The sequence below is a fragment of the Algoriphagus algorifonticola genome (genome assembly GCF_007655305.1).
GTDB lineage: Bacteria > Bacteroidota > Bacteroidia > Cytophagales > Cyclobacteriaceae > Algoriphagus > Algoriphagus algorifonticola.
The window spans coordinates 20,818-46,784 of sequence record NZ_VLOG01000041.1; the positions used below are offsets into that span (position 1 = coordinate 20,818).

26 protein-coding genes are annotated in these 25,967 nt (G+C 40.3%); 20 read left to right on the top strand and 6 right to left on the bottom strand.

The window, feature by feature from the left end:
• Window positions 1-29 precede the first annotated feature (29 nt).
• From FL972_RS10270 to FL972_RS10280, 3 genes are all read right to left on the bottom strand, one after another.
• Entirely contained in the window at window positions 30-1,439 is a 1,410-nt protein-coding gene (locus FL972_RS10270; RefSeq protein WP_144605306.1) for a SusD/RagB family nutrient-binding outer membrane lipoprotein, read from the bottom strand.
• Window positions 1,440-1,458: 19 nt separating this feature from the next.
• A complete protein-coding gene (locus FL972_RS10275; RefSeq protein WP_144605307.1) occupies window positions 1,459-4,545 on the bottom strand; it encodes a SusC/RagA family TonB-linked outer membrane protein in 3,087 nt (1,028 codons plus the stop codon).
• A gap of 427 nt (window positions 4,546-4,972) precedes the next feature.
• Complete coding sequence (locus FL972_RS10280; RefSeq protein ID WP_144605308.1) at window positions 4,973-7,180, bottom strand: sodium-translocating pyrophosphatase; 2,208 nt, start codon at window positions 7,178-7,180, stop codon at window positions 4,973-4,975.
• Between the two features lie 357 nt (window positions 7,181-7,537).
• Here FL972_RS10280 and FL972_RS10285 point away from each other — a divergent pair, with 357 nt between their 5' ends.
• From FL972_RS10285 to FL972_RS10295, 3 genes are all read left to right on the top strand, one after another.
• Window positions 7,538-7,816: a hypothetical protein gene (locus tag FL972_RS10285; protein ID WP_144605309.1), complete on the top strand. Its 279-nt coding sequence runs from the start codon at window positions 7,538-7,540 to the stop codon at window positions 7,814-7,816.
• A 192-nt stretch (window positions 7,817-8,008) separates the two neighbouring features.
• Window positions 8,009-8,239 carry a hypothetical protein gene (locus FL972_RS10290; protein WP_144605310.1) on the top strand — a complete coding sequence of 77 codons (231 nt, stop codon included), beginning with the start codon at window positions 8,009-8,011 and terminating at the stop codon, window positions 8,237-8,239.
• Window positions 8,240-8,580: 341 nt separating this feature from the next.
• Complete coding sequence (locus FL972_RS10295; protein ID WP_144605311.1) at window positions 8,581-8,829, top strand: GIY-YIG nuclease family protein; 249 nt, start codon at window positions 8,581-8,583, stop codon at window positions 8,827-8,829.
• Between the two features lie 152 nt (window positions 8,830-8,981).
• Here FL972_RS10295 and FL972_RS10300 read toward each other — a convergent pair whose 3' ends face one another.
• The gene (locus FL972_RS10300; protein ID WP_144605312.1) at window positions 8,982-9,425 is read right to left on the bottom strand and encodes a DoxX family protein; all 444 of its coding nucleotides are present in this window, start codon (window positions 9,423-9,425) and stop codon (window positions 8,982-8,984) included.
• Between the two features lie 443 nt (window positions 9,426-9,868).
• Here FL972_RS10300 and FL972_RS10305 point away from each other — a divergent pair, with 443 nt between their 5' ends.
• From FL972_RS10305 to FL972_RS10340, 8 genes are all read left to right on the top strand, one after another.
• Complete coding sequence (locus FL972_RS10305; protein WP_144605313.1) at window positions 9,869-10,705, top strand: alpha/beta hydrolase; 837 nt, start codon at window positions 9,869-9,871, stop codon at window positions 10,703-10,705.
• Window positions 10,706-10,785: 80 nt separating this feature from the next.
• Window positions 10,786-11,634: an ABC transporter ATP-binding protein gene (locus FL972_RS10310; RefSeq protein ID WP_144605314.1), complete on the top strand. Its 849-nt coding sequence runs from the start codon at window positions 10,786-10,788 to the stop codon at window positions 11,632-11,634.
• A complete protein-coding gene (locus FL972_RS10315; RefSeq protein WP_144605315.1) occupies window positions 11,631-12,473 on the top strand; it encodes a hypothetical protein in 843 nt (280 codons plus the stop codon). The genes FL972_RS10310 and FL972_RS10315 overlap by 4 nt, the downstream gene beginning before the upstream one ends.
• A 1-nt stretch (window position 12,474) precedes the next feature.
• On the top strand, window positions 12,475-12,855 hold the full coding sequence (locus FL972_RS10320; protein WP_144605316.1) for a GntR family transcriptional regulator: 381 nt from the start codon (window positions 12,475-12,477) through the stop codon (window positions 12,853-12,855).
• A complete protein-coding gene (locus tag FL972_RS10325) occupies window positions 12,839-13,465 on the top strand; it encodes a hypothetical protein (protein WP_144605317.1) in 627 nt (208 codons plus the stop codon). The genes FL972_RS10320 and FL972_RS10325 overlap by 17 nt, the downstream gene beginning before the upstream one ends.
• Window positions 13,466-13,570: 105 nt before the next feature.
• On the top strand, window positions 13,571-13,954 hold the full coding sequence (locus FL972_RS10330) for a DUF4174 domain-containing protein (RefSeq protein WP_186300100.1): 384 nt from the start codon (window positions 13,571-13,573) through the stop codon (window positions 13,952-13,954).
• Between the two features lie 28 nt (window positions 13,955-13,982).
• Complete coding sequence (locus tag FL972_RS10335; protein WP_144605319.1) at window positions 13,983-14,264, top strand: hypothetical protein; 282 nt, start codon at window positions 13,983-13,985, stop codon at window positions 14,262-14,264.
• A 456-nt stretch (window positions 14,265-14,720) separates the two neighbouring features.
• Window positions 14,721-15,392: a hypothetical protein gene (locus tag FL972_RS10340; RefSeq protein WP_186300101.1), complete on the top strand. Its 672-nt coding sequence runs from the start codon at window positions 14,721-14,723 to the stop codon at window positions 15,390-15,392.
• A gap of 198 nt (window positions 15,393-15,590) precedes the next feature.
• Here FL972_RS10340 and dinB read toward each other — a convergent pair whose 3' ends face one another.
• Window positions 15,591-16,781, bottom strand: a complete 1,191-nt coding sequence (gene dinB, locus FL972_RS10345) for a DNA polymerase IV (protein WP_144605321.1) — start codon at window positions 16,779-16,781, stop codon at window positions 15,591-15,593.
• Window positions 16,782-17,045: 264 nt separating this feature from the next.
• On the opposite strand from dinB, the gene FL972_RS10350 reads away from it, so the two are divergent.
• The 6 genes from FL972_RS10350 (at window position 17,046) to FL972_RS10375 (ending at window position 22,245) form a co-directional block, all read left to right on the top strand.
• On the top strand, window positions 17,046-17,345 hold the full coding sequence (locus tag FL972_RS10350) for a four helix bundle protein (RefSeq protein WP_144605322.1): 300 nt from the start codon (window positions 17,046-17,048) through the stop codon (window positions 17,343-17,345).
• A 202-nt stretch (window positions 17,346-17,547) separates the two neighbouring features.
• Window positions 17,548-18,246 (top strand): XRE family transcriptional regulator, encoded by a 699-nt coding sequence (locus FL972_RS10355; protein WP_144605323.1) that lies wholly within the window; start codon window positions 17,548-17,550, stop codon window positions 18,244-18,246.
• A 100-nt stretch (window positions 18,247-18,346) separates the two neighbouring features.
• Window positions 18,347-20,998: a PQQ-dependent sugar dehydrogenase gene (locus tag FL972_RS10360; protein ID WP_144605324.1), complete on the top strand. Its 2,652-nt coding sequence runs from the start codon at window positions 18,347-18,349 to the stop codon at window positions 20,996-20,998.
• A gap of 139 nt (window positions 20,999-21,137) precedes the next feature.
• Window positions 21,138-21,497 carry a DUF2116 family Zn-ribbon domain-containing protein gene (locus FL972_RS10365; protein ID WP_144605325.1) on the top strand — a complete coding sequence of 120 codons (360 nt, stop codon included), beginning with the start codon at window positions 21,138-21,140 and terminating at the stop codon, window positions 21,495-21,497.
• Between the two features lie 45 nt (window positions 21,498-21,542).
• Entirely contained in the window at window positions 21,543-21,962 is a 420-nt protein-coding gene (locus tag FL972_RS10370) for a VOC family protein (RefSeq protein ID WP_144605326.1), read from the top strand.
• A 1-nt stretch (window position 21,963) separates the two neighbouring features.
• Window positions 21,964-22,245, top strand: coding sequence for a GNAT family N-acetyltransferase (locus FL972_RS10375; protein ID WP_144605327.1), 282 nt, complete (start codon window positions 21,964-21,966; stop codon window positions 22,243-22,245).
• On the opposite strand, the gene FL972_RS10380 is transcribed toward FL972_RS10375, so the two are convergent.
• Window positions 22,242-22,499: a hypothetical protein gene (locus FL972_RS10380; RefSeq protein ID WP_144605328.1), complete on the bottom strand. Its 258-nt coding sequence runs from the start codon at window positions 22,497-22,499 to the stop codon at window positions 22,242-22,244. The genes FL972_RS10375 and FL972_RS10380 overlap by 4 nt on opposite strands.
• Window positions 22,500-22,528: 29 nt before the next feature.
• Here FL972_RS10380 and FL972_RS10385 point away from each other — a divergent pair, with 29 nt between their 5' ends.
• The 3 genes from FL972_RS10385 (at window position 22,529) to FL972_RS10395 (ending at window position 25,963) form a co-directional block, all read left to right on the top strand.
• Window positions 22,529-22,936, top strand: coding sequence for a GNAT family N-acetyltransferase (locus FL972_RS10385; RefSeq protein WP_144605329.1), 408 nt, complete (start codon window positions 22,529-22,531; stop codon window positions 22,934-22,936).
• Window positions 22,937-22,983: 47 nt separating this feature from the next.
• Window positions 22,984-24,267 (top strand): metal-dependent hydrolase family protein, encoded by a 1,284-nt coding sequence (locus tag FL972_RS10390; RefSeq protein WP_144605330.1) that lies wholly within the window; start codon window positions 22,984-22,986, stop codon window positions 24,265-24,267.
• Window positions 24,268-24,445: 178 nt separating this feature from the next.
• Window positions 24,446-25,963, top strand: a complete 1,518-nt coding sequence (locus tag FL972_RS10395) for a S10 family peptidase (protein WP_144605331.1) — start codon at window positions 24,446-24,448, stop codon at window positions 25,961-25,963.
• Window positions 25,964-25,967: the final 4 nt, after the last annotated feature.

Genomic DNA, 25,967 nt, shown 5'->3' on the forward strand with positions numbered 1-25,967 from the left:
GGCAGGAGACTTAAAGGTTTACTGATTAATTATTGATTCCACCAGATTCTATCCAGCAAAGTAACAGAAGGGACATTGTCGCCATTTCTACTGACCTCACTATCTGGATAGGCAAGTCTTCGGATATACTGTCCATTCAAATCTGGGTTTAAATTTTCCGGAAGAGTCATATCCTTATAGCTATAATCAAATCTCCTTGCATCATTCCAGGTTTCAGGATGTAAGAATAGAGCTACCCATTTTTCTTTCATGATATCAGCCAAAGTCAAATTGGCGGCTCCCATGCTTACGCTAGGATCAGCCAAATAAGATGCTTTTTCTGTATCAGAAACACCCAGCATATCCATATGCGCCTCGATTCCTGCTAAATAGGCCGAATAGGCTCTGGCTCTATCATTCTGTAAAGCAGCTTCCGCTTCAATAAATTTGAGTTCGGCAAAAGTCGCAATCAAAATAGGAGATTGAGTGGAGGTGTAAAACTGACCTGGGATCAAAGTGGATCTAGCACCTTGCTCTGGTGCATTTCCTCTTCCTGCTCCGTTTACCGTACCTACAAATTCCCCTTCGTCAGTGGTTCCGATCATCAATGGCAATCTTGGATCAACCGTAGGGTAGGAAGTACCATCCAGTGCTTCTACAAATTGCTCTGAGATCCATCCACCTAAAAGAAGGTTAGAATTGTTGATGGCAACCTGAGCCCAAGGATTAAACCTTTGCTCGAAAAAGCTTACGCTTGCATCATCATTTGAAGAAGAAAAGCCAGCATTGACTGCTGCTAACAATTCAGATTCACTGTAGGCAGAAGTGCCTTTGGTGTGTAATATGAATCTTGCTTTTAGACTATTGCCAAATTTTATCCAATTGGCAACATTGCCCTGATAAATGAAGTCATCATTCCCCATGGAAATGGAAGTTTGGCCTTGGAGGTTTGCAATTCCTTCATCCAAGAGATCCAAGACTCTTCCATAGAGTTCTTGATCATCATCATAAGCCGGAGTCACTGTCTCAAAATTGAAACTTTGGGAAAATGGTACATCTCCAAAGAAGTCAACGGTCATTCCCAGATTCAGAGCCATAAGGATTTGAGCAGCTCCTTTGTAATGATTTGCTCCATTTTCCTCACTTTTTTTGATGATTACATCCAAATCAGTCATCACATTATAAAGACTGAACCAAGTGCCACTAAAGTCCGAAGGATCCATTACGTCGGATGAACTGCCGGGATTTGGAGAAGCTAAGTATTGCACGTAATTACTTGTAGCACTACCGCCCCTGAAAATATTGAGTGCGGTTTCATAAGTACTGTTTGTCATCAAACCTGAGATAGGTGCATCTTCAGGGTTATTAGGATTTTCATTGACATCCAAAAAGGAATCGCAGGCTGAAGCCATCAATACCACGGATGCTAAAATCGCTGATAGTTTATTTTTAAATTTCATCTTTTTCGTGGTTAAAGGTTTACAATCCCAAATTCAAAGTGAAGAATAGGCTTTGAACCCCCGGGAATCCCAATCCGGTGAATCCGACAGCATTGCCACCAGCTCCTGCAGAGAAAGATTCAGGATCAAACCCATCCCAAGGAGTGTAAAGAATGATGTTGTTTGCTGCAACGGAGATTCTGGCTGTTCTAAAAGGAGTTCTTTCCAGAAGGTTTGGCTGTAAATTATAAGCCAAAGTCACATTTCTCAGTTTGATGAAGCTGGCATCTTTGACAAAGTTTTCGGAAGTGGTTCTGTAATAATTTCTCCAATAACCTGCTCCATAATTAACTCCGTCAGGTCCAACTCCCTGACCCAGCCATACTTCCTTCGTGTTTTGAGATCCATCAGCCAAAACGCCTGGGAAAACCACGAAATCATTTCTTCTCTCTGAATCTTTTTGTTTACCAAAAGCAGAAAGGAAGTTGCCAAACTGGTCATATTGCTCCAGTCCTGCTCTGAAATCAATTAAGAAGGAAAACTCTAGTCCTTTGTAAGAAAAGTTGTTTCTCAAGCCTCCAAAGAATTTTGGAACTGCATTTCCCAAGATTAGCTGATTACCTGTTCTCACTGGGAATCCATTTGCCCCAATAAGTACCGGTAAATCTCTGTTTAATTCTTCAGTTCCTTCTGGAGCCCCAGGTCGGATATAGCTACTTCCATAAATATTTCCATAAGCCTGCCCTTCTTTCAAGATCATCGTAACTCTACTTCCGGCATATCCGAATTGAGAGCCTACAACGATCTGATCAATACCTTCTCTGATTGCCTTGATTTCATTCTGGTTGGTCGTTAAGTTAGCTGTAACGTCCCAGCGGAAATCCCCTCTTTCAATTGGAGTACCTCCCAAAACGATTTCAAATCCTCGGTTCTCAATTTCTCCTGCATTTGTAATGTAGGAAGAGAAGCCAGTTGCGTCAGAAATCGGCACTGGAATAATCTGATCTGCAGCATTGGATTTGTAATAGGTTACATCCAAACTTGCGCGGTTATTAAAAAATGCGAACTGTGTACCAAACTCAACAGAAGTAGTCGTTTCAGGTCTTAGATTAGGATCGCCAAATGTTGAGTTTCTCGAGAAACCAACTTGCCCATTCAGAGGGAATACTCCCGGAGAAACAAAAGTTGCTCCCAAAATATGAGGGTTGGTGTCCTTACCTACCTGAGCCCATGATGCTCTCAGTTTACCGAAGGTGACCCATGATGGTAGATCAAAATTCTCACTGAATACATACCCTAAATTAACTGAAGGATAGAAGAAGGAATTGTTATTCTTAGGTAGGGTAGAGGAGATATCATTTCTTCCGGTAATATTTAGGAAAAGGAAATTTTTGTAATCAACCATCAAATCTCCGTAGAAACCAACCAATCTTCGGATGCTTTTACCCTGAGAGGCAAAAATTTGAGTCGTATTATTCAAATTGTAGAATCCTGGAATCACGAAGTTGGTACCAGTAGCGGTTACCCTGTCAAACTTTCTTTCAAACACATCATTTCCTAATCTTAGACTGGTATTCCAATCAGAATTCCATTGTTTCTTCAAGGTGATGTAAAAGTTGGAAGTGATGTCCCTGCTGTTAATTCTGGTTTCTTCTAAAAACCCTGTAGAACTTAATGGAACCTCACCATCAATACCCATAGGACCAGGTGTGATTTCAGTTCTGGAATCCGAATAATTGTCCATACCTAATCTATATGAAAAAGTCAGCCATTCTGTTGGGCTGTAATTCAAGTTGATATTTCCTATGATACGATTGACATTGTCTTCGTAAGTAGCAAATCGGGCATCATAGATCGGATTGGTGTTGCCATAAGTTCTCATGGTGCCATCCGGATTGATGTAATCCCGCACATCGGTGGTTTCTGACCAATACATCATCCGCTCCAAAAATCTATCATGAGGCACTCTGTTTCCTCCAGAGTTGGTGTAGTTAAATGAGCCGGAAAAGTTAAATTTCTCACTGGCCTTTACTGTACCGGATAATTTTGCACTGGTTCTATCCCAAGTAGAGAATGGTATAATTCCTTCTTGATCCAGTCTGCCAAAGGATCCGTAAAAAGTTGCTACTTCATTACCTCCTGATACACTTAAACTATTATCGAACTGCATTCCTGTATTGAATGCTCTGTTCCAGTTATCCTGATAAACATAATTCGGATCATTTTCCTCAGCAATATTGGCACCCCAGGAAGGCCAGAAGCTGGAATCATTTCTAACCCCGCTAAAACCTTGACCAAATTGATCCTGTAGCTCAGGTAGCTTTGCCAAATTATCGAAGCCTAAAGAAGAATTAAAATCTACACGAATCTGTCCTGACTTCCCTTTTTTGGTGGTTATGATTACTGCGCCGTTGGCAGCACGAACACCATAAAGCGCTGTAGCAGCCGCCCCTTTTAATACGGACATGGACTCAATGTCATTTGGGTTGATGTCAGCGATACGGTTGGACATACCGCGAGGCGTTCCATTGGATTCAATAGTCGAGTTGTCTACAGGAACTCCATCTACCACAAATAATGGTTGATTGTCTGCGGAAGGGTCCAAGGAGTTGATACCTCGAATAATGATTCTGGCGGATTGCCCTGGTGCACCACCAGAATTGGTTACCTGAACACCAGCTACCTGACCCTGAAGTGCATTGACCACATTTGGCTGTCTTGTTTTGGTGATCTCATCAGCATTGATGCTTTGAGCCGCATAACCTAAAGCTTTTTTCTCCTGCGAAATACCAAATGCGGTTACTATAAACTCGTCGAGATTGGACGTTTCTGTTGCAAGACTTACGTCAAGTGTGCTCCTGTTGCCTACAGAAACTCGTTGTGTTTCAAAGCCAATAAAGGAGAATACCAAGACCGCTTGGGCATTGGGAACTGAAATGCTGTATTTCCCGTCGATATCAGATACCACTCCCGTGGAGGTTCCCTGAATGACGATGCTGACACCTGGTAGAGGCGCTCCATCTTCTTTAGCGGTGACAGTTCCCGAAACAGTCTGTTGGGCATACAAAGGAATGCAAGCCAAAAAACCTATCAGAAAAAGCAACGCTGATTTGTAGCTGTTTTTCATGTGATTTTATGTTATGAGTTTAAAATTGGTTCTACAAAAACTAGAATTATGCATTTTTTTACCGTTTTAAAGTCTGTAGTTATCAGTATTTTCTTTAAAAACCGCATAAAAATGCCAGATTCTAATACCTTACTTTGGGTTGATTGCTTGATAAGAACTCTCGTGAAAAGATCTTTTTTGAAATTTTAAGAGAAAATATTATCCTCTATTTTGGTTGAAAGCTTAATTTAAAAATTTATAGAGTGTAAAATCAACAATATTTAATAATTTATTTTAGCGGATGCTAAAAAATGGCGTAATAAATCTTGCAAGTTTTTTTGCAAAATTTTGCATTTATAGATATTTAAAAAATGCAATAAACTGATTTTAAGGATAAAAAAAAGGCTGCTCGGTAATCGAACAGCCTTTTCGCAGTCAATGAAATTCTTTATTTCACTATGGTTTTTGTCTCGGTGACAATCTTCTTTCCGTCTTCGTATTTTATTTCTTTTTTCACTTCCACACGCTCAGCCATTGGTTCTCCGTGTGGACGCTCACTAATATGAGGAGCAATAACCAAAGCCACAATTGACATCAGCTTGATCAAAATGTTCATGGAGGGACCAGAAGTATCTTTAAAAGGATCACCTACTGTATCACCTGTTACTGAAGCTTTATGAGGTTCTGATTTTTTGTAGAAAGTTTCTCCGTTGATTTCCACTCCTTTTTCAAAGGATTTTTTCGCGTTATCCCATGCACCGCCTGCATTGGATTGGAACATACCCATTAATACACCGGAAACAGTTACCCCCGCTAATAATCCACCCAAAACTTCTGGGCCAAAGGCAAATCCTACAATAATTGGAGTAATCAATGCAATAGCTCCTGGAGCAATCATTTCTCGGATAGAAGCTTTGGTAGAGATTTCCACACACTTATCATATTCAGGTTTGGACTTGTATTCCATGATTCCTGGAATCTCTCTAAACTGTCTTCTTACCTCATTTACCATATCCATGGCAGCTCTACCTACTGCAGCAATAGCTAATGAGGAGAAGATGAATGGAATCATTCCTCCAACAAACAAGCCCGCCAATACTGGTGCTTTATAGATATCAATTGCATCAATGCCGGCAATTCCAACGAAGGCAGCGAATAAGGCTAAAGAAGTCAAAGCTGCAGATGCAATTGCAAAGCCTTTTCCTGTGGCAGCAGTTGTATTTCCTACAGCATCCAAAATATCTGTTCTTCCTCTCACTTCTTCCGGAAGCTGGCTCATCTCTGCGATACCACCTGCATTATCAGCAATAGGCCCAAAAGCGTCAATTGCTAATTGCATGGCAGTAGTAGCCATCATACCGGCCGCTGCGATTGCCACACCATAAAGCCCCGCAAATTCGTAAGCACCATATATACCACCAGCTAAAACCAAAATTGGTAAAACAGTTGATTCCATACCTACAGATAGTCCACCAATAATATTGGTTGCGTGACCGGTTGCCGATTGTCTGACTATTGACATCACAGGTCGCTTGCCCATTGCTGTATAGTATTCGGTGATGATGGACATTAATGTACCTACAACTAAACCAAGAATGATGGCATAAAAAACATCCATATTAGTGAATTCATATCCTCGGATTTCCAAAGTCTCAGGAAGCATGTGTTTAACAACGAAAAAGGATGCTATACCCGTGAATATGATAGAAGACCAGTTGCCCATATTGAGCGCTTTTTGCACATCTCCTTTGTCATCTTTTACTGTTACAAAGGCCATTCCCATAATAGAGAATACGATCCCCAAACCTGCAAGTACCATTGGCAAAAGAATTGGAGCAATTCCTCCAAACTGATCATCGGAAACAATTTCTCTTCCCAAAACCATGGTTGCCAAGATAGTCGCTACATAGGAACCGAATAAGTCAGCACCCATACCAGCCACGTCACCTACATTATCACCCACATTATCCGCAATAGTTGCCGGGTTTCTTACGTCATCTTCCGGGATTCCAGCTTCAACTTTTCCTACCAAGTCAGCACCTACGTCAGCGGCTTTAGTATAAATACCACCACCAACTCTTGCAAAAAGAGCAATGGATTCTGCACCCAATGAGAAACCAGCCAATACTTCGAGGGCTTTTTCCATTTCTACTCCGTTGACTCCAGCACCTGCGCTGACTACATACATTTGGTAGAAAAGGATAAACAAAGAACCTAATCCTAGCACGGCTAATCCTGCCACGCCCAGCCCCATTACTGAACCTCCGGTAAAGGAAACTTTCAGTGCTTGCTTCAAGCTAGTTCTTGCAGCTTGAGTGGTTCGAACGTTCGCCTTGGTAGCGATATTCATTCCTATGTATCCTGCAAAAGCAGAGAATACTGCTCCGATTAGAAAAGAACCGGCAATAAGTGGGCTGGAGGTTTCAACTGTTGTCCCTGAATAGGCCAACAGAATTCCTGCGATGACCGCAAAATAGGATAAAACTTTCCATTCTGCTTTGAGAAAGGCCATGGCTCCATCAGCAATATATCCTGCCAATTCCACCATGTTTTTGTCACCTGTTTCCTGTTTGTTTACCCAGGCTGACTTGATTGCCATGACGATCAAGCCTAGTATCCCCAGTGCCGGGACCAAATAAATCACCGCTTGTTCCATAAAGTTTGTTTACGCTGTTGTGTTTGGTTAATAAATAATTGGGCAAATATAGAATTTCTCTCTTACCTGCCAACTCCAAAGAAATTTTGGGTAAAGCCCTATATTTCCAATGTTTATTGAAAAAATCTCAAAGATTTTAAATATCTACTGTTAATTCTTTACAGAAACTCTGAATTTACTGAGGATAAGTCTAAGTGCTTTGATTTGATGGATTTATGATTTTCGGTAAAATAAATCCCTTGAATCCTAAAATAGATTATTTCAAGAGATCGCTTACTTAGGAATTTTGGACTCTATGCAGGCAAAAATCAGAAACCGTCTTTTGGTGAGAGTTTAATATTTACACAACTTTAAGCCATGGATTTAGAATCATTTAAAAATACTACAGAACCAGATTCCAGTTTTTCTCCTGAGTTGAAAGCGCTTTGGTACGATTTCCATGGGGATTGGGACAAGGCTCATGAACAGGTAGATCAATTGGGTGGGAAATCCGCGGCTAGAGTCCATGCTTACTTGCATAGAAAAGAAGGGGATTTATGGAATGCTGATTATTGGTATACAAGGGCAGGAGAGCGGAGGCCTGAGTTAAGTTTGGATGAAGAATGGCAACACTTGTATCAAAGGTATTCTCAGTAATTTTTTACTGATTTCTGAAAAATAGGCACTAAAATATTCTTTGGAGAATAGCGAAACTTTCAGGTTAAAATTTCCTTTCTGTTAATAAATTAGTTTAAAAGTGAAGGTTTTACCCCTAAAAATACCCTGTATAGGGTATTTTTTTGCGTTTTTTTGGGGCGTATTTTTGATGTTCAACTTTCAGCCAAACACATGAAATTCTTTTATTTATCTTCCGTGGCAAATTCAGAGGGGAGTCATGAGGTGCACCACAGAGATTGTGAGTTAATTCCGGATTCTTTAAACAGAGATTATTTAGGCCCTTTTAACAATGGATTAGAAGCCATTCGTAAAGCCGAAAAAATCAATCCCAAAGTCAGCTTGTGCGAAGTTTGTTGCAAAATTGTCAGTCAACCTGTTTTTTTTAAAGAAAAAAACGGATAGTCGACATTTTTTAAAGTTAATTCGACTGGCAAAAAATCAGAATCATGTAAATTCGCTCTTCAATTCGGGGTGTGGCGCAGTCCGGTTAGCGTGCACGTCTGGGGGGCGTGTGGTCGTCCTGACAAAGTCAGGATCATCCCTACATAATAATTAGAAGTGTTACGGTTAGCATGTCCTGATTCTGGTCTGAGAGGTCGTCCTGACCAAGTCAGGATCACCCCTACATAATAATTAGAAAGTCGATGATTAGCATGTCCTGACTGTGGTCAGGATGGTCGTGCTAACAAAGTCAGGTTCACCTTGGCAATTTCAAAAGTCTCTCTTTCAAATATTTTTTGTTTATGGAGTTTGTAGTCTACATACTTTTTTCAGAAAGGCTCGGTAAATATTATGTTGGGCAGACATCTGATCTTGATAAACGATTAGAAAGGCACAATTCTGGAAGAGAGCGATTTACCCGGTTAGGTACTCCTTGGGTTTTGGTTCACTCTGAATTGACTAATTCAAGAGCTGAAGCAATGAAATTAGAAAAGAAAATCAAAAATTTGGGTGCGAAGAGATATTTGGAATTGATGAAAAGGGACGGTTAGCGTATCCTGACTATGGTCAGGATGGTCCTAGTTTCAAATCCTGTCACCCCTACAATTAGCTTTAGTACAATTTTTCTAAAAAATGCAAAGAATCAAAAAAGGCAGTCGTTCTGGCTGCCTTCTTTTCTCGATAAACATTAAAAGAAATTTTTTTACCAATTCGGATGCTTTTTCATCCAATAATCCAGAGATACTCTTCCTGATCCGTAAAAAAGGAAAACAAAAAGAAGAATCAATACAATTAGGGAAAGTTCAAACTCCAGGTTGTTAGAAACAGAGAGAAACCCCTGCTCTATATTGACGAAAAAGACGGCTACAAAGAGAATGGGTAACTGGAAAATAATCGCAAATCGAGTTACCAAACCAAGCGCAATCAATAAGCCACCAACCAAATGTGCAAAAGCTACATAATGAGCCAGCGCAAGATTGAAAAACTGTAGTTCACTATTTTTCATAATCTCTAACAAAGCTCCAGTATTAGAGATAAATAAAATTCCTTTATAAAGAATAAAAAGTCCAAGAGCGATTCTAATGAAGTCTAGCCAGCTGGGGTGATGTGTGTCAGCCCAATGCTGAATTTTGCCTGAAGTTTCCATAGCTTTTTGGGTTTGTGTAATAAAATTTACAAAAAAATAGAAACATAAGCAATTGAAAAATAAGAAGATATGAACTTTTGAATTGGCTTTAAAACAAAAAAAAGAAAGCCCCACCACAGGGCTTTCTATAGTAATGTCGGGATCAACTAAACTAAGAGAAAAGCCTTACTCTCCGTATGAGCAGTAGGATTTTTCTTTGACATTACCCATTCTCATACACGAGATTCGGGGTGAGGGTTTAGTTTAGTTTCAGCTTTGTGATCTTTGGATAAATTACCTGTTTATCGGTCATTTTTCAGGATTAAAATACTATTTAGTTCAATTGTAAAAATGTCCTTAATCCTGTTTAAATCAGGTTTTTAAAGGTATTTAATTTTATCATTCGTTGTTTTCAAAGGTATTTTAATTACCTTTTATTCCTAAGTCCTAATATCCTTTGGTATATGCAGCATCTTGAAACATCTTACACTGCTCCTGATGGAGTTCAACTCTATTTACAAGCCTGGATGTCGGGAGCCCCTAAAGCTTCCTTGCTTTTGATCCATGGTTTGGGAGAGCATAGCGGAAGATATTATAGCCTAGTAGAAGGTTTGGTAGAGTTGGGTGTCTCTGTTTTTACATTTGATGGAAGAGGGCATGGACAGTCCTCGCAGGATAAACCGACTGCTTATTTTGATTCCTATGAAAGTTATCTGGAAGATATTCATGCTTTGTATGGAAAAGTGAAAGCCTATGTGCCTGGAGTGCCTTCCTTTATTTTTGGGCACAGTATGGGTGGGGGATTGGCAGTTGCTTATGCGCTTAAATATCAACCGGAAACCCAGGGAATAATCCTTTCTGCTCCTGCAATCAAAGAAGCCGAGGGGACTTCTGCTATTCTGATTGCTATTTCTGGAATTCTCAATAAAATAACTCCTAAACTTCCAGCACTTGCTTTGGATATCAGTGGGATATCCAGAATTCCTGAGGAAGTGGAAAAATATAAAAATGATCCCTTGGTATTTCAGAGAAAAATCCCTGTTCGGACAGGTTACGAACTGCTTCAAATGATGCGGTTTATCCAGGATAATGCTGAAAAATTTAATTTCCCTTTTTTGGTCATGCATGGCACTGCCGACCGCTTAACAAATCCGGAAGGCTCTAAATTGCTTTTTGAAAAATCTGCTTCAAAAGATAAGACAATTGAAATAATCGATGGAGCTTATCATGAATTACTCAATGATTTGGATAGAGATAAGGTTTTAGAGATGATTTTGGCGTGGGTAAAAAAAAGAATCTGAAAATTTTTCCCAGAAATAGCTTTTTCAAAATTAATTTGTAGTTTAGTGTCATAGTATATTATGACACTAATACAATTGATATGATTGCTATTCAAAATCTTGCTTTTTCCTATCTGAAAGAGAAGCCACTTTTTAAGGATCTTTTTTGGGAGTGCCAGCCAGGAAATATCGTGGGGATCCTGGGAAAGAATGGGGTGGGGAAGTCCAGCTTTCTTCGAATCCTAGCTGGCTTATTGTTCCCAAAAAAGGGGGAACTGTCTGTTTTGGGGTTTTCGCCCCAATTGAGGGAGGCTAACTTTCTTCAGGAAGTCTTCTTTGTCCCCGATGAAAATTTTCTTCCGGGACATTTATCCGCTCACAGCTACCGAAAGGTTTTGCAGCCTTTTTACCCGCGATTCGATACTTCGACTTTCGAAAGACTGCTTCAACGGTTTGAAGTTAATTCTCAAGAAAAAATAAAAGACCTATCCTTTGGTCAACAGAAAAAGGTTGGTTTAGCGATAGCCTTGAGTTCGGGTTGCTCGCTGATATTATTGGATGAGCCTACCAATGGGCTAGACATTTCGAGCAAGTCTATATTTCGGAAAGAATTAATCTCACTGCTCGGTGAAGATCAGACTGTTTTGATTGCCACCCATTTGATTCGGGATTTGGAGAACACACTCGATCGTGTTATGATTTTGGATCAAGGGCATATCAAACTGCATGCAGACCTTAGCGAATTGGCTGATTCGCTTCATTTTGGAGTCAGTCAATCGGATGTACCAGATGCAATTTTTTCTCATCCTACGGCACTTGGGGTCCAATTCATTCAGGAGCGAACTACTCAAGCCCAAACGGTAGTAAACCTCGAATTACTCTTCGAAGGGGTCACCTCAGGTGTTCCAATAGCTTCTTTTCTTTCAAAAACTAATTCCCTTACAACATGAAAACGGCTAACACAATCAGCTTGACCAGAATGGGCTGGCTTCTCCAATATTATTGGGCATTCTCTAAAAAGACTTATTTGACTGCCTTCTTGGGGTTAATTGGAATGATTATTCTTGCTTTCCAAGTGGTTTTATTTTCCAATCAAGGCTATCTCACTTTTGAAACAGGATATGTAAAAGAAATTTTTTTCATTGGGTATTTTGTCATTTGCTTGCTTTGGTTGGGGCAAAGCTTCTTAGCTCTTCGAAACCCTCAAAATGCAAAAAGCTATTTGATGCTGCCAGCAAGCATCGCAGAGAAATATATAGTCGAACTTTCAATTAAAATGGCCGGCTTGTTATTCATTTATCCCCTTATCTTTTGGATTGCTTCCAATTTGGGATTGGGCTTATTCCAATTGTTTGGTCCAATTGTATTCAAAAATGTCACTATAGATTATGTAGGGGTTTTGGAGTGGAAGGGTATTTGGTTAATTGAAAATTTTGGACAACAATTACTCTTTATCAAATTAATTTTATTGGGTCTTTTTGCTTTGATTCCATCTTTGAGTTGGGCGGGAAGTTTGATTTTTGGAAAGTATAATTTTATCTGGATGCCATTCAGTTTGATAGTCGCCTACTTGGCAATTAGCGCGACTTCTATCGCATTATCATGGATAATGGATCCAGGGACTTTAACTCTAAATGGACAAGTGAAATATGAAATCCTCAAGGTTGATCAGCCTGAATTGCTTCCTGATACGCCTTTGATAATAATCATGTCAGCCTTCTGGATTTGGCTAGCGGTGGTTTTATCCTATGTCGTAGCCTATTTTAAGCTGAAAGAAAAGCAGGTATAAGATGGATTTTAGCGAACACAAAAACATCTTTCTACAAATCCGGGATTGGTTAATCGATCAAATCCTCACCGGGAAGCTACAGCCTGGAGAAAAAATTCCGTCAGTCCGCGAGCTGGCAGCGGATATAGAAGTGAATCGAAACACGGTGATGCGCAGCTATAGTTTGATGGAGGAAGAGGGGATAATTGAGAATAAGCGGGGGATCGGTTTTTTCATCGCTTCCGATGCAACAACTCAACTCCAGCGAATCCAAAAGAGGGAGTTTTTTGAGCAGGAACTTCCTGGTATCATTCACAAAGTCGAGGTTCTAAAATTGAATTCTCAAGATTTAGCCGAATTACTTCAAGTCATAAAATCCAATGATCATGAAAACAAGCAATAAAATTATAGTCGGATTTCTCAGCTTTGTCTGGGTTTCTTTGGTTTTGACCTTATTTATTTCTTTCAAAGCCTCAGATCAGCTCCCATTTAAAGTGGCAAAGGAAATCAAAACTGAAAAAATAGCCTTGGATGAATTTTCGGTTTTGGTAGTTCAAAATGCCAGTTTTCTAAAAATTGTCCAGGCTGACTCTTCTGCTTTGGAATATGTATCGATTTATGGAGGAAATGTTAATCCGAACCAAACCAAGCCAATTCAGAATTTTCGTGTTTCCAATGACACCTTGTTTATAGACCAGCTTCAGCAGGCACCCAATGGTGGATTTGTTTTGAAAGTAAATCGATTGAATCAGCTGATTATTTTAGATAAAAGCAATGTTGAATTCGAAAAAGTGAAACAAGATGCCCTTTATTTTTCTGCCCAAGGATATGACTTTTTACTTGGTGGAATGAATGAATTCATGCTCGAATTCCGGAATGAGCAACTATTTCTAAATGGAGAAATAACTCAGATATCAGGGAAGATAGGTCCTGGAAAATGGATGAAGGTTCCTTCGAAAGTTGAAAAGCTTGATATCCAAAAGGATCCCAATGCCACCATTTTTGTGGAGTGAATAGAATAACAAAATCTTAAATACTCGAACTTGAATTGGATCAAACCAAATGGCCTCTGCTTAAGTTACTTAAGTATGTATTGGATCCTTTTAAGTATAGTTTGTATGAGTTTTTTGCAACAGCCCAAGTCCTTGGATGATTTCCGTTGGGAAAAGCGGATTGTCGTGGTTTTTGATTCTTCCGGCTTTGATCAAACCTGGATAAAAAATCATCAAAAGGAATTGGAAGAGCGAAAATTACTCTTGGTGCATGTTTCGGAAGGAAAGATCCTTTGGAAAAATCTGGAAGAGGAATTGGCCGAAAAAAGCTTTGTGAAACTATCGCAAAACCTGAAATCTGAAGAAAACTGGTTGCTGATCGGACTTGATGGCGGAATCAAAAATCAGGGTGCTGGGGCAGTTCCAATGGAATCCCTGATGCGTCAAATAGACTCCATGCCTATGCGGCAGTCCGAGATTCGAAGGAAAAATGGAAAAGAGGAGATGTAATGCCTACGATTGTGTTAAGTAAAAAAATATGGAAATTCTTCTAAAAAAAGCTTTAGCCAGAGCCTCTGTTTTGACTGTATTGGCTTACATTATTTCTGGTGTTCTTTTCTGGATATTTAAAAAATTTGATTTTTCTGGAATAGTGCTCGGAGTTTTGGTTTGCTTTAATCTAGTATTTATGACATTCCAGTTTAGGCGAGCCATAAATCCATCTTCTTTTTTTGACTTGGATGCTTCTTTCAAATCAAAAATCATCAGCCAATACATACTTAATATCTTGATCTTCATCATTTTTATTTTAAGATCTTAGATAGGTATATCAGCTAGAAGTTGCCTCAATTTTTTGAGGCAACTTTTTTGGATTTTCAAATTTCCATCCCATTAAAAGGATTAAACCGCCGTCTTCCTACACCCATGGCGACGGCCAGCCCAGACAGAATTAGTAGTTCAGAAAATTAATTGGTTTAATACTCTGTCTTCGCCTTTCAAAAGCAGTGATTTAAAGAATAATTACTAGTCATTGAATAATAAAATTCAACTGTTCGTTTACATAATTTTTCCACTCATTAAGGATTTAAAAGTTTTTTCAGCTAAGCTCTTGACTTTCACACACACACACACCATATTTTAGTTTGAAAAAAGGCTATTATAGGGCTGGCAACCCAATCAAGTCGGGGATGTGAAAGCGAAAAACGACTTAAAAAATCCGAGAGTAGCCCCGGATACCGAAAAGGGAAAGAGTAGGTTTGACTTAAATTTTACTAAAATGAATTCATTAAGAAAAATTTCGGCTATTGTGATTGTTTATTTTGGTTTAGTTATGGGTTTTTCAATATTAAATTCTTGTTCGATATCTGACTCTATTGAACCTGTAGGCTTAATAGAAAAGCAAGAAAGACAAGAATTATTTGAGTTGTTTAAGAATAAAATGAGAAAAGTATCGAATGAGTTGAATTCAAAGTCCTCTTCCAAGGGAGCAAGATTGACCCAAGTTGATGAAGCTATTTTGTTTGAAGATGAAATTAGACCTACGGCATTGGATATTTTTTATAGTTATGGTTTTACTACAAGTGAAATTCTTGAGGAGTTTGGAAGCTTAAAATCTCCCGATATCTCCTTAGCAGCTCAAGCGGTTGTACTATTAGAAGAAGAACTTGATAATAATAGGTTAATTTATTTCATGGATGAAACAGATGTTTATACTGCTGGTATTTTCGGGATCTCAAGTTCCTATGCACAAACAGATACTATTGGTGGATGTTTAGCTGATGCTGTTGGAATTTCTGCAGTATTCGCACTTATTGACGGTGGTGCGCAAAAGAAGATGAAGAAGAAGGCTATAAAAAAGGCGATTCGGAAAGTTGTTAGTAGAAGTTTGGGTGTAGTTGGAGGTGCTTTAGCAGTATATGATTTTTCTAAGTGTATGGGCTGGATTTGATAAATTATGAACTGGGAGAGTATAAAATTATTCTTATTTATAGTAGGTTTTCTGCTTGCTATATTTGATTTCTACGAAAAGAGAAAGGAAAAAAACAAATTTTCTTTTCGATCATTGGTGCTGATTGTATTATTTCTTGCTCTAATTTTGGAAAGATTTCTCTGATGTTAGGTTCTGAGAGGCATAATTACATGCCTCTCACACCTCCATCCCATTAAAAGGATTAAACCGTCTCCTTCCCACACCCATGGCCACGGCTCGGCAGACGGTTTTGTCGCCATACTTGACATTGAGTCGGTCGAGGGCCTGGTAGAGGTTGATCTGCTCTTGGCTGTCTTCGAAAAGCTTGATCTGATAGTTGCCATAGACAAGGCTGCTGAAGCGTACGCCGATCAGACGGATGAGGAGGCGACGGCTATACAGTTTTTTGAATAGCTCCTTCACCACAGGCAGGATGCTATGATCTGCCGAAGTGTAGGGAATCCGCTGCTGCATGGTATGCGTCTCAAAGTCAGAATAGCGGATCTTCACACTCACACAGGCAGTGAGTTGCCCTTTTTGGCGAAGTTTGGTAGCGAGTTGCTCCGTCATAGCCACCAGTGTGGCTTCCAGCATCTTGACATCGATGGTATCTTCTTCAAAGGTATTTTCAGAAGAAACGGACTTGGCTTCGGAGTAGGGGATGACCGGGTTTCGATCGATACCATTCGCTTTTTCCCAGATCATCTTGCCATTTTTTCCAAACGTTGCTTCCAGCAATTGGGAAGGCATTTGCTGGAGCGTATGGACCTTTTTGACGCCCATATTGTAGAGGGTTTGGGAGGTTTTCTCCCCAATCATGGGGATTTTCCGCACGGATAGGGGAGCAAGGAAGGGTTTTTCCTCTCCATTGGGCACCTGCTTTTCATTGTTGGGCTTGGCTTCGCCAGTGGCCACCTTGGAAACCGTCTTGTTTTCCGATAGTCCCATAGAAATATTCAGCCCGCTCTCTTTGATGATACGCTGCCGGAGTTCGTGAGCGAGCTTGAAGCAACCGAAAAACCGATCCATCCCCGTCAGGTCGATGTAAAACTCATCGATGGAGGACTTTTCAAAAAGTGGAACAGACTCTTGGATAATTTCGGTGACCTCATGGGATTTTTGGCTGTATTTTTCAAAATCTCCCTTGACGATGATGGCCTCGGGACAGAGTTGTCTTGCTGTCCGCATAGGCATAGCCGAGTGTACGCCAAATCTCCTGGCCTCGTAGCTGCAGGAAGCCACCACTCCCCGGTCACTGGATCCTCCGATTAATATAGGCTTGTCCTTGAGCCTACTGTCAAAAAGCCGCTCCACCGACACGAAAAACGTATCCAAATCCATATGCGCAATACTCCGCTTCCCTTCCATTGCTTTTTGTTAATTTTATTGACATTTTAATGTTTATAATTTAATCATTTTTATTAAATTTGAGAATGATTGATGGGGGAAGTGGCGGGAATTGTCAATCAATGAAAGATATGGTTTCGATAAGATATGCTTCAAGAAATACGGTGGAAATATACCTCCCTTCGGTCGGTGAAATAAAGTCGAAATATGCTCCACGAAATACTGTAGAAATACGTCTCGATTCGCCCGACGAAATACAATTGATTTTCACTAGATGTTAAAGCTATGGAAGCTAAAAAGAAATTTATTCCGCTTAGAGACTTGGAAGTCTACAGATTGGCTAGAAAGCTATCATCCATGGCATGGAGAGTTTATGAGAGGTTGACATTCCAACAGCGGAAGGTTTGGGGTGATCAAATGCTGGAAGCTGTAGATTCTGTGGGAGCAAATATTGCGGAAGGGTATGGACGATTTCACTTTTCAGATAAAAATCGATTCTTCATCATTTCAAGAGCATCTTTATCTGAAGGCATAGAGCATTGGATTGATCTGGGCTTTGAAAGAAATATTATAACAGATCAGTAATTTCAAGACTTTGAAAAGCTCAGGTTTGATGTCCAAGTCAAATTAAATAACATGATCAAAGCCACAAATTCTGCCAAAAATCAATCTAAAAGTGATAATTAACCCAGTGTTTCTTGGCCATGACTAGCAGAAGAACGGACGACGCACCAATATTTCGCCCCGCTTGCGGGGCTTATTTCCATCGTATTTCCACTGTATTTCTATGACTTTAAATACAAACATCAAATTCCTCCGAAAGAAAAAAGCGCTCACCCAAGAGTCCTTATCTGAAGCTTTAGGTATTTCCCGCTCCAAACTGGCAGGATACGAACTCACCATTACTCCTCCTTTGGATATTTTGGTGAAAATCTCCGAGTATTTTGGAGTTTCCTTGGATATCCTGATTAAAGAGGATTTGTCTTCTTATTCTGAATATAAGCTCCGGGAATTGCTGGAGACAGATCAGTTTCTCCGGGGAAGAAAACTCCGGATTCTTTCTACCACAGTAGACGCGGATGGTCGGGAATTGATAGAGGTGGTTTCCCAGCGGGCAAAAGCAAGTTACTTAGCTGGTTTTGCAGATCCCGAGTTTATCTCAGAACTCCCTCGATTTTCTTTGCCCTTTTTGCCCACAGATAAAAAACACCGCGTTTTTCAAGTTGACGGGGACTCCATGCTTCCTATTCCGGACGGTTCCTGGATTATCTGTGAATACATAGACGATTGGCTGAATATCAAAGATGGAGAGCGCTATGTCATTGTCACCGAACAGGATGGAGTGACCTTTAAAATCGCCTATAATCGAATTCAATCCGAACAGAAACTCCTGCTTTGTTCATCCAATCCCATCTATCCGCCTTTCGAAGTGGAAATTGAGCAGGTGAGAGAGGTTTGGAGGTATAGACTGTTAATGAGTGAGTAAGATTTTACGGAATCGTTTCCATTCATTTCCACCATCGGTCCTAGCCTTTTGACGAGTCCTTTTTATCTTAATGGCTCAATAAACCTCAAAGACCTATTTCATGAATTTTAGATTCCTTGCCGCCCTCTTACTTTTGGGAAGTACGCTCTGGGCATGTGCAGAAAAAGATATAGACCCTTTTGCTACAGTAAAACCTGATGAAAGCCGATTCACCAAAATTCCCCTAGTGGAAAAATTGGATGAACCCATGGAGTTGGAAGTTCTTGATAATGGGGATGTGCTATTTATTGAGCGAGCCGGTAAGCTCAAACTGTATGAGGCTGCGACTGGAGAAACTACGGTGGTTGGAGAGCTGAACGTTTATCTGGAAGGAGAAGATGGACTTTTGGGATTGGCCAAAGACCCGAATTTCAATCAAAATTATTGGATTTACTTGTATTATGCGCCCAATGATTACAGTCCTGATGTGAATAGGCTTTCCCGCTTTGAGTTCAAAGAAAATCGTCTCGACCTGGCTTCTGAAAAAATAATGCTGGAAATCCCTGTATTCAGAGGGTGTTGTCATTCTGGTGGTTCCATAGAGTTTGATGCCAATGGCCATTTGTTCCTCTCTACCGGGGATGATTCCACTCCTTTTGAATCGGATAATTACAATCCCATTGATGAGCGACAGGACAGGCCTGCTAATGTTGATGCTCAAAAAACCTCTGGCAATTCCAACGACTTAAGAGGGGCCATCATTCGGATCAAGCCAGAAGCCGATGGATCTTATAGCATCCCAGAAGGAAACTTATTTCCTCCCGGAACTCCCAATACTCGGCCAGAGATCTATGTGATGGGTAACAGAAATCCCTACAGAATATCCTTGGATCAGCATAATGGTAATCTTTTTTGGGGAGAGGTTGGACCTGATGCTTCAGTTGATTCTATGCGAAGGGGTCCAAAAGGACATGATGAAATCAATTTGGCAAGAAAGCCTGGATTTTATGGCTGGCCATTTTTCGTAGGAAATAATAAACCGTATTGGAAATATGATTTTGCAAGCCAGGAAAGCCTGTTTGAATTTGATCCAAGTGCTCCTGTCAATACCTCTCCCAATAATACGGGATTGGAAAAGTTGCCTCCAGCTCAGCCAGCTTTAATTTGGTATCCTTATGATGAGTCTATAGAGTTTCCTATGCTGGAAACAGGCGGAAGAAATGCCATGGCGGGACCGGTGTATTACCGGGAGGATTTTGACAAGTCAGAAGTTCGCTTTCCAGGCTATTATAATGGAAAGCTTTTCATATTCGACTGGATGCGAAATTGGATTTTCACAGTATCCTTAACTGAAAACTACGAATATGATACTATGGAACGCTTCATGCCTTCCACGGTTTTTGATAAGCCCATAGATATGCAGTTTGCGAAAGATGGATCGCTGTACGTCCTAGAATATGGGACCTATTGGAGAGCACAAAATGATGATTCGGGTCTCTATAGAATAGAGTTTGCGGCTGGAAATAGAAAGCCTGTGGCGAAGGCTTCTGCCGAAAATACTACTGGAGCATTACCTTTGAAAGTGCAATTCCAAGGGGATCAAAGCTTGGATTTCGATCCGGAAGATCAATTGAGCTATGAGTGGGATTTCGGAGATGGAAGTCCAAATTCCAAGGAGGTAAATCCTATCCATGTGTATGAAAGAGCAGGAGTTTATCAGGCGACATTGACTGTGAGGGATACAGAGGGGGAGCAAAGCAAAGCTTCAGTGGAAATTAGAGCTGGAAATGCTAGACCCAATGTGAAGATCAACTGGAATGGAAATCAAAGTTTTTATTTTCCGGGGAAAGTGGCTTATGATGTTTCAGTAAAGGATTCAGAAGATGGAGCTATCTCCGATGAGAAAGTGAATTTCTCCATTGACTTTATTGCCGGTGGTTATGATTTGATTCAGGCTGGTCATCAGGAAGAGAAAGTCAGTGTGGGAGAGAATTACATCACCCAAGCGGGTTGCAAAGCTTGCCACGCAATTGAAAATGAATCCGTGGGACCTACCTATAGAGATGTGTCTTCGAAATATAAAGGGCAAAAGGATGCGAAATCCTACCTCGTTAACAAAATCAGAAATGGTGGGGGAGGTGTTTGGAGTGAACGCATCATGCCGGGCCATACGCATATTCCAGTTGATCAGGTGAAAGCTATGGTAGACTTTATTCTAAGGCTTGAGGATCCTTCTTATGGAAAAGTAAGCCTGCCATTGAAAGGGGAATTTGCTGTCCAAAAACAATCCAATCCAGAAGGCTACTACTTAATTCAAGCATCCTACACGGATCAGGGAGCTAATGGCATTCAACCTTTGATGGGGGCGGCTCAGCTTTTGTTGAGGAATCCATTAGTCAAGGCGGTGGAAGCTGATCTTTTTGAGCATACTGCAAAGGCCAATGCCAATGGGTTGAATTTTGTGAGGTTCACCCAAAATAATTCCTGGATTGCATTTGAAGATTTGGATTTAAGGAGGATCAAGCAAGTAGAATTATTGGTGAACCCTGCCGGTATTACAGGCTTGTTGGAGTTGAGACAAGGCTCTGTTTCTGGACCTTTAATTGGGTCTTCAGCACTTCTTAAACAAGGAGATAAAAAGGGGTATTTCTCTATAAAGGTACCTATTAAGCCAACTGACGAAATTGCTAATCTATATCTGATTTTGCGAACAGAATCAGGTATTTCCATTTGGAATACTTTCAACCTGGATACTATTCGGTTTATGGAATGACTTAATGACTCATCCTAAATATTTCCTCATCGTGATTCCATTTTGCTTATCGCGATGAGGATTTCTATTAAATAGGGGCTGTATTTTTGGGCTTTTTCAAACTAATTTTCTAAATTCAATTAGCTTTTTAATAGAAACCATGGAAAATAAAACCTGTCTCAATTGCGGAGAGCCCATTCGTGGACGAGTTGACAAAAAGTTCTGCGATGATCAATGCCGAAATAATTACAATTACCATCAATATGCAGATGCCAATAATCTGATGCGAAGGATAAATCATACCCTTAAAAAGAACAGAAATGTCCTGGAGTCATTGATTCCCCAAGGAGAAGATCTTGGAAAAGCACCTAAAGAGAAGTTGGTTCGGGAGGGCTTTAATTTTAAGTATTCCACTCATTCTTATGCAACCAAGAAGGGGAGTGTCTATACTTATTGCTACGATTATGGTTATCTCCCTTTGGAAGGAGATTGGTTTTTGATCGTTCGGGTAAAAGAATAGGCGCTCTCTGGCATTTTGGTTAACTTCTACCCAAATACAATAATCATGAAAAAGAAAGTGACCGGAATAGGTGGAGTGTTTTTCAAAGTGAATAATCCCGAGCAGACTAAAGCTTGGTATGAAAAGCATTTAGGTATGCCAACAGATCAATATGGGACGACATTTGAATGGATTAGTGCTGATAAACCTGAGAAAAAAGGGTTTACTCAGTGGTCACCTATGAGTGATTCCACAGATTATTTTAAGCCTTCCGAAAAGGATTTTATGATCAACTATCGGGTAGAAAACCTCAAAGAACTGGTGGAGGAATTAAAGGCTAATGGAGTCCAGGTCTTAGATGAAATTGAGGAATTTGACTATGGTAAATTCGTTCATATTCTTGATCCCGATGGTCACAGCATTGAGCTTTGGGAGCCAAAGGATGAGGTTTATAATTCAATCATTCAGGTAAGAGTAAAAAGTTAACATGGAAATTCAACATCAATTTGATGGAAAAAGAGGAGCCTTTTTTATAGAGGAAGATGCTAAAAGGTTTGCTGAAATGGTTTATGTCATGGCGGGCGAATCAAAATTGATCATTGAGCATACTGAGGTGGATCCATCTCTGCAGGGGCAAGGCATAGGAGAAAAGTTGTTGGAGGAATTAGTTGAATATGTCAGGAAGAAAAATATCAGGGTAATTCCATTATGTCCTTTTGCAAAGGCGACATTTCGGAAGCGAGAAGACCTTCGGGAGGTTCTTTCTTAAATCATCAAATAAAGTACTAAACAGATCAGTAGGAGTAAACTAATCATTCCAATCCAAATAATCCTACTAAGAAAAAAGGACTCATCTCGTTTGGAAAATCGATGACTAATTGCCTCTTTGATAGACTTTTGGCTTGCGTTATTTCCACTTCTAGAAGGAGTTTCTTCTTTTCTGGTAGGGCGGATTTTTCTCAATTCCCGATTATCTTTCAGAGAATGGATTGCTTGTTTCATAAATCCAGCACCGCCAGCCATAAGTTTATCACTTAATTTCTTATAAGATAATGGTTTCTTATCAAATTGAAAAAATAGTTTCACTTGAAGAGTTTATTGCTGTGTTGAACAGTTCAGGTCTTGCAGAAAGGAGGCCTATGGATCAACCTAATGTCTTGCACAAAATGCTAATTGGGTCCAATTTGATTGTTACAGCAAGGGAATCTGGAAAGCTGGTGGGGATTTTAAGAGCATTAACAGACTTTTCTTATCGATGCTTTATTGCCGATTTGGCTGTGAATAAAGCTCACCAAAATCAGGGAGTAGGAAAAAAATTAATCCAACTGGCTCGATCCACATCAGCAGATGCCAGACTTTTTTTATTTGCGGCAGAGGGAGCTGTTACCTTTTATGAGAAGCTTGGCTTTCAATTACATGACCATTGCTACCAGTTGAGACCAGAAGATGATTTGAGTTGATTTAGTCCGAAATTGCTATATTCCCATACCCAAAAATATCCCACCTTATGAGTAAACAAATTTTATTAGGAATTGCCTGTTTGATTTCCTCTTATGCATTAGCCCAAAAGACTTTCATTCATGCCGGAAGGCTGATCGATGTGAAAGAAATGAGGGTTTTGACTGAGCAAACCATCATAGTTGAAAATGGCAAAATCACTGCTGTTATGAAGGGTTATCAAACTCCAGGAAATTCTGACCAAGCAATTGATCTGAAAAATGCCACTGTTTTGCCAGGATTGATGGATATGCATGTACATATCGAAGGGGAGACGAGTCCTACGAGATATGTAGACGGTTTTCGGGATAATGAAGCAGATGTGGCTTTTAAGTCTGTTCCATTGGCGGAAAGAACCCTGATGGCGGGATTTACTACCGTTCGGGACTTGGGAGGCTCCGGAGTCAATATAGCCCTTCGGGATGCCATTGCAGCCGGAAGAGTCAATGGACCAAGAATTTTTACAGCCGGAAAAGCCATTTCACCTACAGGGGGGCATGCTGATCCAACCAATGGAATGAAAAGGGATTTGATGGAAGATCCAGGACCGGATTGGGGGGTGATTAATGGACCTTATGAAGCTAGGAAAGCGGTAAGGCAAATGGTGAAATACGGAGCAGATGTGATTAAAGTAACGGCTACGGGTGGTGTGCTTTCTGTTGCGCGGGACGGTTCTGCTCCTCAGTTTCAATTGGATGAATTGGAAGCAGTGGTGCAAACTGCTAAAGACTTTGGAATTCATGTGGCAGCTCATGCCCATGGGGACGAAGGAATGCAACGTGCGGTAAAAGCTGGAGTTTATTCGATTGAACATGGTACTTTAATGTCTGAAGCTACCATGAAGTTGATGAAGGAAAAAGGAACTTGGTACGTGCCAACAATTACGGCAGGAATGTCAGCTGCTGCTTTTGCAGAAATCCCCGGATATTATCCGCCTGTTGTAGCAGAAAAAGCGAGAAGAATTGGAGCTCAGATTCAGGAAACATTCGGAAAGGCCTATAAAAATGGGGTGAAAATTGCCTTTGGATCTGATGCAGGAGTGTACCCACATGGTGAAAATTATCGGGAATTTATCTACATGGTTGAGGCAGGAATGCCTGCAATGGAAGCTCTGAAATCAGCGACCCATACCAATGCGGTTTTCATGAAAATTGAAGACAAATTAGGCTCAATTGAGACTGGGAAAATTGCCGATATCATTGCCGTGAAAGGTAATCCTGATCAGGATATCTCTGTCATGAAAAATGTGGTATTTGTGATGAAGGAAGGAAAGGTTTATAAGACTGAATTATAAAATTAGAAGGCTGAAAAGGCGGTACCCAGTATGGAGCTTCGGATTGAGAAAGATGAAGTCATAAATCTTAATGGTGAGGCGGTTCTTGAGAATACTAAAAATTATCAATCACCAATTTTCAACAGACAATAACCATTAACTCAATAACTAATAACCAATAACTCAATAATCCATAATCATGTACTTAGTATCCAGATTAAGACTAGTTTTCCTTTTTACCTTGATTTCAACCTTCACTTTTGCCCAGGAGAAGGCTCATGAATCCAAAGAGCTTCCCAAAGCTCAGGTGTTTGAAAGTAAACAGACCGTCACCATTGACGGCAAGGTCATCAACCTTCAAGCAAAGGCAGGGACCATGGAACTGAAGGACGAAAATAATAAGCCTATCGCCCTTTTTGGTTTTACTGCTTACTTCAAAGAAAATGGAGGAAAAAATAGACCCATCGTTTTCGCCTACAACGGAGGACCGGGTTCATCGTCTTACTGGTTGCACATGGGTATCATGGGACCCAAAAGAATTGTTGTCGACGATCCGAATTACAACCAAGGCGCTCCCTATCAACTAGTCAATAATGAATTCTCCATACTGGATGTAGCAGACGTGGTCATGATGGATCCTGTTGGCACAGGTCTTTCCGTACCCATTGGAGATGCAACAGGGAAGGATTTTTGGGGAGTGGATCAAGATATCCGATCTGTCAGCTTGTTTATCATGCAATTTTTGAAGGCTCATGATAGGCTGAATTCTCCTAAATATATCCTTGGTGAGAGTTATGGGACTTTCAGAAATGCAGGCGTGATGAATTACCTGCTAAATAGGGGATATGCCTTGAATGGTGTGATTATGGTTTCAGCCGTATTTGACTTGAGATCACTGTTTTTCGCTCCTAATGAGGATTTATCCTATATCGTGTATTTGCCAACTATGGCCGCTACTGCTTGGTATCATAATAAGATAGAAAGGAAACACTCGGACTTGGATGCCTTTGTGGAAGAAGTGAGAGGGTTTACAGAAAATCATTATACGCCAGCCTTATTTAAAGGAAACAGAATATCTGATACTGAAAAAAATCAGGTTGCTGCCAGTCTTGAATCCTATACTGGAGTCTCTGCAGCTATTTGGAAAAGAGCTGATTTGAAAATTACAGCCGGTGAATTTTTCCAGGAATTATTGCGCGATGAAAAGAACACAGTGGGACGACTGGATTCCAGATACAAAGGGATCAACATCGATCCTATGTCTATGGATTCCTTTACAGATCCTCAAAGTGATGCCATTTCTCCGGCTTATACTATGGGATTCCTGGACTACTTTCATGGAGCTTTGGGAGTAAGTAAGGATTTACTCTATGCTACCTCAGCTTATTCCAAAGAAGGCTTCAAATGGGACTGGAAGCATCAGGGCAATAACTTTTGGGGAGCAGATGCAGCCGTTACCACAGTTCCTGATATGACAGAGGCTCTGAGCAAGGATCCAAATGTGAAGATATTAATCATGAATGGATATTATGATTTAGCAACTGTCTTCTATGGTGTGGAGCATAGTATTTCTCATATAGATCTCCCGAAGTCAGCAACTGACAGAATTATCATGGAATACTATGAAGCCGGACATATGATGTATACCCATTTGCCATCTGCGAAGAAATTTAGAGAAGATTTGAAGGCATTTATTGAAGATACTTTGAGAAAATAAAGTA